We start from the raw sequence: 12,735 nt of genomic DNA, 5'->3' as shown, positions 1-12,735 counted from the left end.
GGAGGACCAGAAATGCGTGATAGGAGGATCAAGATCATGGCATGGGCAAAACCAATCATCCGCGAAATCGAATGCGGCATGGAAATCAACATGTACGGCCCGGACTACGACGAAGAGCGCGAAGTCCTGTTCTGACGCTTCCGCGCGCGAGGATGACATGACATTCCGCGCGCGTATTCTGGGGGCGGCTGCCGGGGGCGGCCTGCCTCAGTGGAACTGCGGTTGCCAGAACTGCGTGCTTGCGCGGTCGGGCGATATTCCGTCACAGACACAATCTTCGATCGCCGTCACGGGGGACGGCGATGCGTGGGTGATACTGAATGCCTCTCCCGACATTCGGTTACAAATGTCGCAGGCCCAGTCTCTCTTCCCCCAAGGCTTGCGACAGCTCCCCCTCTCTTCGGTTCTCGTGACAAACGGCGATATTGATCATATCGCCGGTCTGCTGACTCTGCGTGAGATGCAGCCCTTTACGCTTTTCGCAACCGAGAGTATTCACGAGGTGTTGCGCCAGAACCCCGTTTTCGACGCGCTGAACGCTTCGGTCGTGACCCGGGAGGTCATCGCGCTCGACACCCCTTTTGAGATCGCGCCGGGGCTGGAGGCTACGCTCTACCCCGTGCCGGGCAAGGTGCCGCTCTATCTCGAAGGGGAGACGGTGGAAACCGATCTCATCGGAGAGCAGACCGTGGGCGTCGCCCTCACCGCGGGCGGCAAGACGGCGCATTACATCCCCGGATGCGCGGCCCTGACCCCCGATCTGCGCGCGCGGCTGTCGGGGGCGGAAACGGTTTTCTTCGACGGCACACTCTGGACCGATGACGAGATGCTCCGCGCGGGCCTAGGCCAGAAAACCGGCAAGCGGATGGGTCACATGTCGATGAGCGGCCCCGACGGGACAATCGAAGCCTTTGGCGATCTCGATATCGGGCGTAAGGTGTTTGTGCACATGAACAACACCAACCCGGTTTTGCGGCCAAGCTCGGAGGAGCGGGCCGCGGCCGAAGCCGCCGGTTGGATCATCGGGCAGGATGGCATGGAGATGGTGATATGATGCAAAGCCGTGCAGATTTCGAAGACCGCCTGCGTCAGATCGGGGCCGAGCGTTATCACGACCTGCACCCATTTCACGACCTGCTGCATGGCGGCGGTTGCTCCCCGGATCAGGTCCGCGCCTGGGTCATCAACCGGTACTACTATCAGCATTCGATCCCGATGAAGGATGCGGCCTTCATGTCGCGGGTCGAGGATCCGGAATTGCGGCGGCAATGGCGCTCGCGCATCGAAGATCATGACGGGACCGAGACAAACGAAGGGGGCATCCGTCGCTGGCTGCGTCTGGCCGAGGCGGTCGGGCTCGATCCCGACTACGTGGCTTCGACCGCCGGCGTGCTGCCCGCGACTAAATTCGCGGTGGACGCCTATGTCCGGTTCGTGCGCGAGAAAACCCTGCTTGAAGCAGTCGCCTCGTCCCTGACCGAACTCTTTGCACCGAAGATTCACGCAAATCGCATCCAGGGCCTGTTGCAGAATTACGACTTTGCCGATGACAGCTCGCTCTCCTACTTTCAAAATCGCCTCAAGGAAGCCCCCAAGGATGTGGCCTTCGGGCTCGCCTGGGTGCTTGACCACGCCGATACCGCCGAGAAGCAGGATGCAGCGGCCAAAGCCCTGATCTTCAAGACCGACGTGCTCTGGTCGCAACTGGACGCCCTTTGGGGCGCCTATGTCGAACCCGCCCGCATCCCGCCCGGTGCGTGGCAACCCGGTGAGGGGCTCTTGTTAAGAAAGGCATCGTGATGGAAAGCACCGATATTCCCGTCTTGCCGCGTGGCGTCCGCCTGCATTTCGACAAGGTGCGCGAAAAATGGGTGCTTCTGGCGCCGGAACGGGCCGTGACGCTGGACCCGGTGGGCCATGCCATCCTCTCCGAGATTGATGGCACGCGCAGTTTTGGCGAGATCACGCAGATGCTGGCGCAGAAATACGATGCTTCGGTGCAGCAGATCACGCAGGACAGCGCCGGATTTCTCGACGCGCTCAGAAACAGGCGGTTTCTGGACGTGACCGCATGACCAAGGTCGCGCCCCCCATCGCCATGCTGGCGGAACTGACCCACCGGTGTCCGCTCTCCTGTCCCTATTGCTCGAACCCTGTCGAATTGGCGCGGCAGGATCAGGAGTTGGATACCGACACATGGGTGCGGGTTTTCCGCGAGGCCGCGGATTTGGGGGTGTTGCAGCTTCATCTTTCGGGCGGTGAACCGGCATCGCGCCGCGATCTGGTGTCTCTGGTCAAGGCGGCGCGCGAGGCGGGGCTTTATACCAATCTCATAACGTCGGGCATTGGCCTGACCGAGCGGCGTTTGAATGAGCTTGATGCGGCGGGGCTAGATCATGTGCAACTCTCACTGCAAGGCACCAATCCCGAACTGGCCGATGAGATCGGCGGTTATAACGGCGGCTTCAAGCGCAAGATGCAAGTCGCGGAATGGATTGGCAAAATCGGGTTTCCGCTGACGCTCAACGCGGTGCTGCACCGCCGAAACCTGCATCAACTGCCCCGCGCATTGGAGATGGCGCAGGAAATGGGCGCACGCCGGATCGAAGTGGCGACGGTGCAATTTCACGGCTGGGCGCTCAAGAATCGCGACGCGCTGATGCCGACCCGGGAACAGGCCGCCGAGGCGACCCACCTGGTGACGGAGGCCCGTGCCGCGCTGAAGGGCCGGTTGGTAATCGACTACGTGCCCGCGGATTATCACGAGGACTACCCCAAACGCTGCATGGGGGGCTGGGGCACGTCGGGCTTGAACGTGGCACCGGACGGGCAGGTGTTGCCCTGCCACGCGGCGCAATCCATCCCTCACCTCGTGTTCGACCGGGTGCAGGAAAAGGCGCTGTCGGAAATCTGGTATGACGGCGCGGCCTTCAATGCCTATCGCGGCACCGACTGGATGGCGGAGCCGTGCCGGAGTTGCGAACGCAAGACGATTGATTTCGGCGGCTGCCGTTGCCAGGCCATGGCGATTATCGGCGATGCCTCGGCCACAGATCCGGTTTGCGTCAAGTCACCGCATCACGGCGCATTGCAGGCACAGGCCAATGCCCATGCCAGCCAGGACGACGCCGAACTGACCTACAGGGTATCCCCGGGAAAGCCGGTGGAGATGGCCGAGTAGAAAGGGTTGTCCCCCTTGGCGTCGCCTGTTGGCGCGATGCCGCTTGCCTGCCCTCGCTACTCCCAGATCGCCCTTTCCAGGTTCTTGCTAGTTGCAAACTGATCCCGGGTCTGGCCGACTAGCGACGCAAGGCGGGTAGAGGTGATATCGGCATCTTTGAAATCTGTATTCGAGACGTTCGCGCGGCTCAGATCGGCACCGCCCAGCGTGGTCATCGACAGGTCCGCCCCCGTCAGATCGGCCGCCTTGAGGGTCGCGAATTCGAGATCGGCCCGGTTCATACGGGCGCCGGTCAGGTCCGCCCCATCCAATATTGCCTTCCGCAGGACACCACGCATCAACCCCATGGATTGATTGCGCATATCGGCCGAAAAATCCGCGTGGCGGAGATTGGCGTTCCGCAGGTCGGCCCGGCTGAAATCAGCGGCCGCGCGCGCGTCTTCAAGATCTGCGCCTTGGAGGTTGGCGCGGCGAAACTGGGTCTGGAACAACGATGCGTTGCGAAGGCTTGCGCCCGAGAAATCCGCTTCGACCGCCCAGGCCTGATCCAGAACGGCGTCATCCAGAATGGAGCCGGAAAAATCAGCGCCGTTGAAAGCCGCAGCCCGCAGGATCGCACCCGTGAAATCCAGCCCAGAGAGGTCGAGGCCATTCAGGCGCATGCGCGTAAAATCCGCCGGCTGCGCCTCGGTGGCATGCGCCAGACGCTCTGCCACCTCTTCGCGGCTCAACTCGGCCTCGGTCATCCGGGGCAGCGTCATGTCGACACCTTGCATCGCCGATTGCGCAAAGGGTGGCGATGGGCTTGTCGCCAGGATCAACACACTCACCGCCAGAGCGAATTTGAACATCTTGCCCCCCTTTCCTGGGTCCGGCGCATTGGCGCCCGGATGGGGGATTGTGGCCGCAATTGCCGGATCGACATAACGTCGATCGCCGTGTTTCACGCGATTGTTACGGGGTTCAACATACGCGATGAGAACGCAGCAACAGGTCATCGCCGTGCGATACGCAGTGTTTTGTACAAACAGAGATTGGGAATTTGGTAGCGGAGGAGGGACTTGAACCCCCGACACGCGGATTATGATTCCGCTGCTCTAACCAACTGAGCTACTCCGCCGGACCGAGCCGCTAGGTAAGACAGCGGGCGCGCCGCGTCAAGCCTCAATCTGGGCGAAAAAGCTGGCATTGGTCTGGCGGGGTCGGGATTGCGATAGATGGTATGGTGGAGCGGCACCGACGGGGCATGGATTTGGTTTCCCGGAGCGGGTCAGCCGGGCAAGACAGATCGAACTTCGGTCGAGGACCGCTGGCACAGGTCTTCGATCGTGGCGGGCACGGGCGCATCCGTGACAACCGTGTCGAGCCGCGCGACCGAAGCGATGCAGACCGGGGCGGCGCGGCCAAACTTCGATTGATCCGCCAAGAGGATACGGTGCCGCGACCTGTCGAGCGCGGCCTGGCTGACCAGGACCTCCTGTAAATCGTAATCGAGCAGCTCGCCATCGGCATCCACGCCCGAACATCCGATGACGGCAAAGTCGAATTTGAACGAACGCAGGGCTTGGGCGGCCAGGGCGCCGGTCAACCCGCCATCCGCAGGCCGGAAACTGCCGCCGGTCAAGGTGATCTGGCAGCTTGGATTCGCGCCCAGGATCTGCGCCACATTAATGTTGTTGGTCACCACGATCAGGTTTTCATGTCCGACCAACTCCCGCGCCAGGGCCTCGGTCGAGGTGCCGATATTGAGGAAAAGACACGCCTCGTCGGGGATCAGCCGGGCGCAAGCGCGGGCCATCGCCTCCTTCGCGGCGCTATTCAGTTGCCGGCGCTCTTCGTAGACGATGTTGCGGCTGCCCGACGGCAGGATGGCACCGCCATGCACCCGCGCCAACTGCCCCGCATTGGCCAGATCCGTCAGGTCGCGCCGGATCGTCTGGACGCTGACACCGAACCGCTCGGAGAGGTCTTCGACAGTGACCTTCCCCTCGGCCCGGGCAATGTCGATGATTTCAGGGTGGCGGAAAGTCTGCGGCATCTGGAGCCTTCATGCGCGTTTCTGATCGAAAACGAAAGTAAACGAACGCGCGATATTGACAAGTTTTAAGTTTTGGGAGATCACGGATATCCGTCAACCTGTGGCCGGGGGCCTCGCTTTGTCTGCATCATCCAATCCCTTCGATGTCGATCTCTTCGTGATCGGCGGCGGCATCAATGGCTGTGGCATCGCGCGCGATGCGGCGGGCCGGGGGCTGCGGGTGGAGCTGGCGGAAATGAACGATCTGGCATCGGCCACCTCGTCGGCCTCGACCAAGCTCTTCCATGGTGGGCTGCGGTACCTGGAATACTTCGAATTCCGCCTGGTGCGGGAGGCGCTGATCGAACGCGAAACGCTCCTGCGGGCGATGCCGCATATCAGCTGGCCCATGCGTTTCGTGCTGCCCTATCACAAAGACATGCGGTTCGAGGCCGAGACACCGACGTCGAAACTCCTGAGCCGCGTGATGCCGTGGATGCGCGGGCGCAGGCCCGCCTGGCTGATCCGGCTGGGGCTGTTTCTCTATGACAATCTGGGTGGACGGAAAATCCTGCAGGCGACCAGCACGGTGGACCTGACCCGCGATGCGACCGGCGCGCCGCTGCAGGAGCGGTTCAAGAAAGCCTATGAATATTCCGATTGCTGGATCGAAGACAGCCGGCTTGTGGTGCTGAACGCCCGTGACGCCGAGGCGCGCGGGGCGCGGATCAACACCCGCACCAGGGTCACCCGGGCGGAACGGGGCGTGGATCACTGGGTCATCCACCTGGATGGCCCCGACGGCGCGCGGCAGGTGACGGCGCGGATGCTGGTCAATGCGGGCGGTCCGTGGGTCAAGGACGTGATCGGCAATGTCGCGGGGGTAAATGCCTCGGAAGGGATTCGGTTGGTGCGCGGCAGCCATATCGTGACGCGCAAGCTATTCGATCACCACAAATGCTATTTCTTCCAGGGCGAAGATGGGCGGATCATCTTCGCCATTCCCTACGAGACAGATTTCACGTTGATCGGCACAACGGATGCGGAACACGCGGATGTCGGCCAAAAACCAGTCTGTACGCCTGAAGAGGCGGACTACCTGCGCAAATTCGCCTCGTCCTATTTCCGCACGCCGATTGAAAAGGACGATATCGTCTGGACCTATTCCGGGGTGCGGCCGCTTTACGATGATGGGGCCAGTTCGGCCACGGCGGCCACGCGCGATTATGTCCTCAAGGTGCGGAGCGATGGCGGCGCACCGATGCTCAACATCTTCGGCGGCAAGATCACCACCTACCGCAAACTGGCGGAGGCGGCGCTGGAGAAGATCGCGCTCTTCTTTCCCGGCACACCGGGCGCCTGGACCGCGGGGGTGGCGATGCCCGGCGGGGATTTTCCGGTGGACGGTTTCGAGGGGTTGGTCGCGGATCTGGTGCAGGATTACACGTTCCTCGAGGCGCGGCAGGCCCGCAGGCTCGTACGCGCCTACGGCACAGAGGCATGGCGCGTCCTTGGAGATGTTGCGACCGAGACGGGGCTTGGCAAGGCATTTGGTGCGGGTCTGACCGAGGCCGAAGTGCGCTGGCTCATGGATCGCGAATTTGCCCGGACGGCCGAGGATGTGGTCTGGCGCCGCTCCAAGCTGGGCTTGCGGATGAGTGCCGACGAGATCGCCGCGCTGGATGCGTGGATGAAGGCCGCGTGATCGCGGGATTGCCTTCTGCACCCGCGATTGCCAGAGTGTCGGCACCACAAGAGGGAGGGGCCGCCGCGTGACCAGCATTCTCGCGATTGACCAGGGGACAACATCGAGCCGCGCCATCGTCTTCGATGACAAGATGAACGTCGTGGCCACGGCGCAACAGGAATTTCCGCAGCATTACCCGGCCTCGGGTTGGGTCGAACATGACCCGGCGGATTTGTGGGAGACGACCCTGGCCACCTGTCGCGAGGCCATGACTGAGGCCGGGGGCGAGATTACCGCCATCGGGATCACCAATCAGCGTGAGACAACCCTCGTTTGGGACAAGGCCACCGGCGAGCCTGTGCACAACGCCATCGTCTGGCAGGACCGGCGCACGGCAGACTATTGCCGGGAACTGCGCGAGGCGGGCCATGCGGAGATGATAACGGCGCGCACCGGGTTGCTGGCCGATCCGTATTTCTCGGGGACAAAACTGCGCTGGATCCTCGAGAACGTCGAGGGTGCCCGCGCCCGGGCCGAAGCCGGCGAATTGCTCTTTGGCACGGTCGATTGCTACCTGATCTGGAAACTGACCGGCGGCAAGGTCCATGCCACCGATGCCACCAATGCCGCGCGCACCTTGCTCTATGATATCCGGAAGGGGCGGTGGAGTCAGACCATCTGCGATCTGCTCGACATACCCATGGGCATGCTGCCCGATGTGCGCGACAGCGCCGCCGATTTTGGCCATGTACGGCCAGATTTGCTGGGTCGGGAGATCCCGATCCTCGGCGTCGCCGGGGATCAGCAGGCCGCCACGGTGGGGCAGGCGTGTTTTGCCCCTGGCATGATGAAATCGACCTATGGCACCGGCTGTTTTGCGCTTCTGAACACGGGCGACACGCCGGTGACCTCGCAAAACCGTCTTCTGACCACCATCGCCTATCAACTGGACGGAAAGCCGACATATGCGCTTGAAGGGTCGATCTTTGTGGCGGGTGCCGTGGTGCAATGGCTGCGTGACGGGTTGAAGATCATCAGCGATGCGGCGGAAACCAAACCGCTGGCGGAGGCTGCTGATACCGCGCAGGACGTGGTAATCGTCCCGGCCTTTACCGGGCTTGGCGCACCCTATTGGGATGCCGACTGCCGCGGTGCGGTCTTTGGCCTGACGCGCAATTCCGGTCCCGCGGAATTCGCCCGTGCGGCGCTTGAGAGCGTGGGTTATCAGACCCGCGACCTGCTTGAGGCGATGCGCGCCGATTGGGCGGGGGATGCCGGGCAGGCGGTCTTGCGTGTGGACGGTGGGATGAGTGCGTCGGACTGGACCATGCAGTTCCTGGCCGACATCATCGATGCGCCGGTGGACAGGCCCAAGGTGCTGGAGACAACCGCTCTTGGCGCGGCCTGGTTGGCGGGGATGCGCGCCGGGATCTATCCGGGGCCGGAGGAGTTTGCGCAAAGCTGGGCGCGCGACCGGCAGTTTGCGCCGGGTATGGACGCGGAGGCGCGGGAGGCAAAATACGCCACCTGGAAGCGCGCGGTTGCGGCAACCATGGCCGTCTGATGCCAAACAAGCCGCTGGAAAACAGGCGGATCAGCGGGTAAATGAAGATACGCCTGCAACGCAGGCCAATTGGGGCAGGGTGGCACGGAAAAGATGGCGGACAAACTCTTTGGAACCGATGGGGTGCGGGGGCGCGCCAATAGCTGGCCGATGACGGCCGAGGTGGCACTTGGGCTGGCCGCGGCGGCGGGGCGCTATTTCCGGCGCGACAAGAACGAACACCGCGTGGTGATCGGCAAGGATACGCGGCTGTCGGGCTACATGATCGAAAACGCGCTGACCGCCGGGTTCACCTCGACGGGCATGAACGTGTTTCTGCTGGGGCCGGTGCCGACGCCAGCCATCGGGTTTCTGACCCATAGTCTGCGCGCCGATCTGGGCGTGATGATCTCCGCCAGCCACAACCCGGCCTCGGATAACGGGATCAAGTTCTTCGGCCCGGATGGTTTCAAGCTGAGCGATGAGGCCGAGGCGGAAATCCAAGCGCTGCTGGAGGCCGGGGTCTCGCCCGCGGCGCCCGAAAACATCGGCCGCGCCAAGCGGATTGACGACGTGCGTGGGCGCTATATCGAATATGCCAAGACGACCTTTCCGACCGGCAAACGGCTCGATGGTCTGCGGGTTGTCGTCGATTGCGCCAACGGGGCCGCGTACCGGACCGCGCCGGAAGTGCTTTGGGAACTGGGCGCCGAGGTCATCCCCCTTGGTGTGGAGCCCAACGGTTTCAACATCAACGAGGATTGCGGGTCGACCCATCCCGAGCGGGCGGCGCAGCGGGTGATCGAAACCCGCGCAGACCTGGGGATTTGCCTCGATGGGGACGCTGATCGGGTGATCCTGATTGATGAGACCGGCCACGTGTCGGACGGCGATCAGATCATGGGCCTCATTGCGTCCCGCTGGGCGCGGGAAGGGCGGCTTTCGGGCGATGCGCTTGTGGCGACGGTGATGTCCAACCTCGGACTTGAGCGGTTCCTTGAGGGGCACGGTATCGGGTTGGAGCGGACGTCAGTTGGCGATCGCTATGTGGTCGAACGGATGCGCGGCGGCGGTTTCAACCTGGGCGGGGAACAATCCGGCCATATCGTCATGACCGACTATGCCACGACCGGCGACGGGTTGATCGGTGCGCTGCAATTCCTCGCGGCGATGGTCGAGACCGGCAGCAAGGCAAGCGACTTGAGCCGCGTGTTTGATCCGGTGCCGCAGAAACTCGTGAACATCCGCTATGAGCAGGGCAAGACGCCGCTGGACGCGGATCGGGTGCAGGAGGCGATCTCTGCCGGGGAGACGGCCCTTGGCACGGGCGGGCGGCTCCTGATCCGCAAATCGGGAACCGAACCCCTGATCCGGGTGATGGGAGAGGCCGAGGACCTGCCCCTGCTGGACCAGGTCCTGAGCCGTATCACCGATGCGGTTCGCGCCGAGAGCTAATCGGCGCGTTTTTTCAGTATTCCCGCGCGGGGGCGCCTTCGTCTTGGCGGCTCTTCGCCCGCGGTGCCGCGTTGGATCCGGTGATCCGCGCCAGCATCGGACCAAGATGCGGATGGTCGAAGCGGAACCCGTGACGCAGCAGGGCCGCGGGCAGAACGCGCTGTCCGCCAAGCATGGTCTCGCGTGCCAGGTCGCCCAGTGCGGCGGAGAGCAGCCAGCCGGGGAACCGCAAGAGCAGCGGGCGGTGCAACGCCTTCGCCAGGTCGCGCGAGAAGTTCTCGTTGCGCACCGGGTTGGGGGCGGTGGCATTGACCGGCCCTTCGACATCAGAACGGGCCATGGCAAAGGCGATCACGCGGATGAGGTCATCGCGTTCGATCCAGGGCATCCATTGCCGACCGTCCCCCATGACGCCGCCGCTACCAAATTCGAACGGGGTCAGCAATTTGGCGAGCATGCCGCCATCGACGCCCAGGACCAGACCGATGCGCAGGATGACCAGCCGCACATCATGGTCGCGGACGGGCGCGGCGGCGGCCTCCCACGCGGCGCAGATATCATGGGTGAAGGCCGGGGCGGGGCCTGCATCTTCGGTCAGTTCCGCGTCACCGCGAAGGCCGTACCAGCCGACGGCGGAGCCATTGATGAAACAGGCCGGTTTGTGGTGCAGCCGCGTGACCAGCGCCACGAGCGCCTTGGTCATATCGACCCGCGACGCGACGATGCGCCTGCGTTTACGCGCGGTCCAGAAACCGTTGGCAATCGGCTCGCCCGCGAGGTTGACGATGGCATCAAAGTGGTCGTCGTCATGGATCTGCTCAAGGCGAGAGATCAGGCGCACGGGATGGGCCAGATCGTCGGCATGGCGCAGATCGCGGGTCAGGACGGTGACGTGGTGCCCGGCGCCAACCAATGCCTCGACCAGACGTGCGCCGATAAACCCGGTGCCGCCGGTGACAAGCACGTGTTGGCGCGGCTTCAGCCCTGCCACGAGGGTCGCGGAATCGCCCCGATGCAGCCGGTCACTGCGCGATGCGGCCAGCAGGTCGCGGGCGCTGAAGAGGCCAACACCGATGGCCGAGGCAGTCGCCATCACGCTCCACCAGCCATAGCTGACCGGGATCATCGCGCTTGGCAGAAAGGCCCAGTCCCACAGGTAAGGCGCGGCGAGCGCCAGGATCGCGCCGTAGTTCAGAGCCAGAAGCGTGTGATTGATCCGCTCGGTGCCGGGCAGCTTGCGGGTCAGGTCCTCTTCGACGAAATCCCAGAGCGTGATGAGCACTTCGACGGTCAGGATGCCCGCGAGGATCACGGTGAAGACCCCGCGCGGCTCGAACCACGCAAAACAAAGGAAGATCACCATGTAGAAGAAGTTGCGCACCCCGTGCAGGCGCAATTCCTGCTTCTGCGAGGGGCGCCAGGCGAGGCGTTCGGTGCCTTCGTGATGCACAAGCGTGTCAAACGCGCCCATGAAGACCTGCACTGAGATCAGGGTCCAGAGGATGGGATTGTCCATAACATTTACTCCTTGGCGTCGTTGAAAAGGGCGTCCTGCCGGATCAACTGACCCAGCAGACGGTGTTTGAGGTCGAGCGAAAAGATGAACTGACCGTGGCCCAGGTCATGGTGGCCGATCACCAACCTCCCGGGGCTGAGAAAGCGCGGCAGGCGCAGGCGGCGACCCAGGATTTGAAGGAAGTAGTGGTCGCTCTTGAAGTAGAGCGCATCGGGGCCGGTCTCGACCCTGAGCGCCATGCCGATGCCATAGCCCACGTATTCCTCAAGCCCGGTCGGGCCGTCAAAGCGTTTGGAACTGTGGACCACCTGCGGAAACCCTGCGGCGCGGCCATATTGGCGGATCCAGAACTGCCCATTGGTGGCGATATCCTCGGTGACCGAGACAATCGCGGGCTGACCCACGGCGGAGGCATCGAAGGGAAGCGGCGCGCCCACCAGCCGGGCGAGATTGGCAAGGACCTTCCCGGCGAGGTTCATCCGCATCACCGTCACCTGGCCCTGATAGGTCACGCTGGCCCCGCCGCTCAGGCGTTTGCCAAAGCGTTGGCGGATCGCGCGAGGCAGGCAGCTCCAGTTTTTCGCCCCCACAAGGTCGCGAAACCGGGTGTCTGTGTGGCGGGCCATCGGGAGAGGGGCGGGGTGTATCATCATAACATCAACGCGTTCAGTAAAATCGTTTATTTCTGTACAGAGAGAAATAAACAGTCAAATAAAAAGCGACGTGGCTATTCGGACTTCTTGCCGGTGAATTTCAGAAGGGAAAACACCTTGTCGCCCATCTTCATCAACGCGTTCAGCTTGGATTTGGGAACCGACAGCATCTGGGTAGACCAGCGGTCGGCGGTTTGCAGAAAGGTCTGCATTTCCTGCATCCTTCCAAGGACCACGGGATTGAGGTTCGGCTCGTCCGCGGCCTGTTTCAGGCACATGTCGATGGCGGCCATGGCCGGGTCGATCTCGCGCTCCTTGCGGCCCTGTGCGATCAGCATCGCCATTTCCCAGACATCGACCTCGGCCACGAAATGTTCTCGCCGGTCGCCGGGCAGGGGGACGCGGCGGATGAGTTTCCAGCCGACCAGCTCCTTGAGCGAATTCGACACGTTGGACCGTGCGATGCCCAACTCCTCGGATATCTGTTCGGCGTTCATCGGGCTGACGCTCAGGAAGAGCAGCGCGTGGATCTGCGCCACCGATCGGTTGACGCCCCATTGGCTGCCCATGTCGCCCCAATAGAGGATGAACTGGGCTTTGGCCGAAGAATCGGTGGTATCTATAATTTCTGTCATAACAGAAATATCTGTCATATCCGCAATAAAGTCAAGCCCAACGAATGT

At 62.9% G+C, this 12,735-nt stretch carries 13 protein-coding genes and 1 tRNA gene; 8 read left to right on the top strand and 6 right to left on the bottom strand.

What is annotated here, in order from left to right; all coding sequences use genetic code 11:
* Positions 1 to 36: 36 nt before the first annotated feature.
* Genes pqqA through pqqE form a run of 5 tightly spaced genes read left to right on the top strand, consistent with a single transcriptional unit; the run spans position 37 to position 3,181 of the window.
* Entirely contained in the window at positions 37 to 135 is a 99-nt protein-coding gene (pqqA, locus tag RBB29_RS13190) for a pyrroloquinoline quinone precursor peptide PqqA (protein ID WP_306116111.1), read from the top strand.
* A gap of 22 nt (positions 136 to 157) precedes the next feature.
* Positions 158 to 1,054, top strand: a complete 897-nt coding sequence (gene pqqB / locus RBB29_RS13185) for a pyrroloquinoline quinone biosynthesis protein PqqB (protein WP_306116088.1) — start codon at positions 158 to 160, stop codon at positions 1,052 to 1,054.
* Positions 1,051 to 1,800, top strand: a complete 750-nt coding sequence (pqqC, locus tag RBB29_RS13180) for a pyrroloquinoline-quinone synthase PqqC (protein ID WP_306116089.1) — start codon at positions 1,051 to 1,053, stop codon at positions 1,798 to 1,800. The genes pqqB and pqqC overlap by 4 nt, the downstream gene beginning before the upstream one ends.
* Positions 1,800 to 2,075 carry a pyrroloquinoline quinone biosynthesis peptide chaperone PqqD gene (gene pqqD / locus RBB29_RS13175; RefSeq protein ID WP_306116090.1) on the top strand — a complete coding sequence of 92 codons (276 nt, stop codon included), beginning with the start codon at positions 1,800 to 1,802 and terminating at the stop codon, positions 2,073 to 2,075. The genes pqqC and pqqD overlap by 1 nt, the downstream gene beginning before the upstream one ends.
* Complete coding sequence (gene pqqE, locus RBB29_RS13170) at positions 2,072 to 3,181, top strand: pyrroloquinoline quinone biosynthesis protein PqqE (RefSeq protein WP_306116091.1); 1,110 nt, start codon at positions 2,072 to 2,074, stop codon at positions 3,179 to 3,181. The genes pqqD and pqqE overlap by 4 nt, the downstream gene beginning before the upstream one ends.
* A 56-nt stretch (positions 3,182 to 3,237) precedes the next feature.
* On the opposite strand, the gene RBB29_RS13165 is transcribed toward pqqE, so the two are convergent.
* The 3 genes from RBB29_RS13165 to RBB29_RS13155 all read right to left on the bottom strand — a co-directional run bounded on the left by RBB29_RS13165 (position 3,238) and on the right by RBB29_RS13155 (position 5,219).
* Entirely contained in the window at positions 3,238 to 4,032 is a 795-nt protein-coding gene (locus RBB29_RS13165; RefSeq protein ID WP_306116092.1) for a pentapeptide repeat-containing protein, read from the bottom strand.
* Positions 4,033 to 4,224: 192 nt separating this feature from the next.
* Positions 4,225 to 4,301 (bottom strand) — tRNA-Met (locus RBB29_RS13160).
* Positions 4,302 to 4,451: 150 nt separating this feature from the next.
* Complete coding sequence (locus RBB29_RS13155) at positions 4,452 to 5,219, bottom strand: DeoR/GlpR family DNA-binding transcription regulator (RefSeq protein WP_306116093.1); 768 nt, start codon at positions 5,217 to 5,219, stop codon at positions 4,452 to 4,454.
* 118 nt (positions 5,220 to 5,337) lie between these two features.
* Between RBB29_RS13155 and glpD the strand changes: the two genes are divergently transcribed.
* The 3 genes from glpD (at position 5,338) to glmM (ending at position 9,883) form a co-directional block, all read left to right on the top strand.
* A complete protein-coding gene (glpD, locus tag RBB29_RS13150; protein ID WP_306116094.1) occupies positions 5,338 to 6,903 on the top strand; it encodes a glycerol-3-phosphate dehydrogenase in 1,566 nt (521 codons plus the stop codon).
* A 67-nt stretch (positions 6,904 to 6,970) separates the two neighbouring features.
* Complete coding sequence (glpK, locus tag RBB29_RS13145) at positions 6,971 to 8,449, top strand: glycerol kinase GlpK (RefSeq protein WP_306116095.1); 1,479 nt, start codon at positions 6,971 to 6,973, stop codon at positions 8,447 to 8,449.
* A 93-nt stretch (positions 8,450 to 8,542) separates the two neighbouring features.
* Positions 8,543 to 9,883, top strand: a complete 1,341-nt coding sequence (glmM, locus tag RBB29_RS13140) for a phosphoglucosamine mutase (protein WP_306116096.1) — start codon at positions 8,543 to 8,545, stop codon at positions 9,881 to 9,883.
* Positions 9,884 to 9,896: 13 nt separating this feature from the next.
* Here the strand turns inward: glmM and RBB29_RS13135 are convergent, their stop codons facing one another.
* From RBB29_RS13135 to RBB29_RS13125, 3 genes are all read right to left on the bottom strand, one after another.
* Positions 9,897 to 11,399, bottom strand: a complete 1,503-nt coding sequence (locus tag RBB29_RS13135; protein ID WP_306116097.1) for a TIGR01777 family oxidoreductase — start codon at positions 11,397 to 11,399, stop codon at positions 9,897 to 9,899.
* A 5-nt stretch (positions 11,400 to 11,404) separates the two neighbouring features.
* Positions 11,405 to 12,025, bottom strand: coding sequence for a DUF4166 domain-containing protein (locus RBB29_RS13130; RefSeq protein ID WP_306116098.1), 621 nt, complete (start codon positions 12,023 to 12,025; stop codon positions 11,405 to 11,407).
* 101 nt (positions 12,026 to 12,126) lie between these two features.
* Positions 12,127 to 12,687, bottom strand: coding sequence for a GbsR/MarR family transcriptional regulator (locus tag RBB29_RS13125; protein ID WP_306116099.1), 561 nt, complete (start codon positions 12,685 to 12,687; stop codon positions 12,127 to 12,129).
* Positions 12,688 to 12,735 lie beyond the last annotated feature (48 nt).

The sequence above is a fragment of the Roseovarius sp. MMSF_3359 genome (assembly GCF_030733385.1).
GTDB lineage: Bacteria > Pseudomonadota > Alphaproteobacteria > Rhodobacterales > Rhodobacteraceae > Roseovarius.
The sequence above is the reverse complement of the archived record's forward strand: the minus strand, read 5'-3'. Positions and strand labels throughout refer to the sequence as shown.

Excerpts from the sequence above, each read along its gene's own strand:
- pqqA (WP_306116111.1), top strand. The coding sequence starts at position 37 with ATGGCATGGGCAAAACCAATCATCCGCGAAATCGAATGCGGCATGGAA.
- pqqB (WP_306116088.1), top strand. The coding sequence starts at position 158 with ATGACATTCCGCGCGCGTATTCTGGGGGCGGCTGCCGGGGGCGGCCTG.
- pqqC (WP_306116089.1), top strand. The coding sequence starts at position 1,051 with ATGATGCAAAGCCGTGCAGATTTCGAAGACCGCCTGCGTCAGATCGGG.
- pqqD (WP_306116090.1), top strand. The coding sequence starts at position 1,800 with ATGGAAAGCACCGATATTCCCGTCTTGCCGCGTGGCGTCCGCCTGCAT.
- pqqE (WP_306116091.1), top strand. The coding sequence starts at position 2,072 with ATGACCAAGGTCGCGCCCCCCATCGCCATGCTGGCGGAACTGACCCAC.
- RBB29_RS13165 (WP_306116092.1), bottom strand. The coding sequence starts at position 4,032 with ATGTTCAAATTCGCTCTGGCGGTGAGTGTGTTGATCCTGGCGACAAGC.
- RBB29_RS13155 (WP_306116093.1), bottom strand. The coding sequence starts at position 5,219 with ATGCCGCAGACTTTCCGCCACCCTGAAATCATCGACATTGCCCGGGCC.
- glmM (WP_306116096.1), top strand. The coding sequence starts at position 8,543 with ATGGCGGACAAACTCTTTGGAACCGATGGGGTGCGGGGGCGCGCCAAT.
- RBB29_RS13135 (WP_306116097.1), bottom strand. The coding sequence starts at position 11,399 with ATGGACAATCCCATCCTCTGGACCCTGATCTCAGTGCAGGTCTTCATG.
- RBB29_RS13130 (WP_306116098.1), bottom strand. The coding sequence starts at position 12,025 with ATGGCCCGCCACACAGACACCCGGTTTCGCGACCTTGTGGGGGCGAAA.
- RBB29_RS13125 (WP_306116099.1), bottom strand. The coding sequence starts at position 12,687 with ATGACAGAAATTATAGATACCACCGATTCTTCGGCCAAAGCCCAGTTC.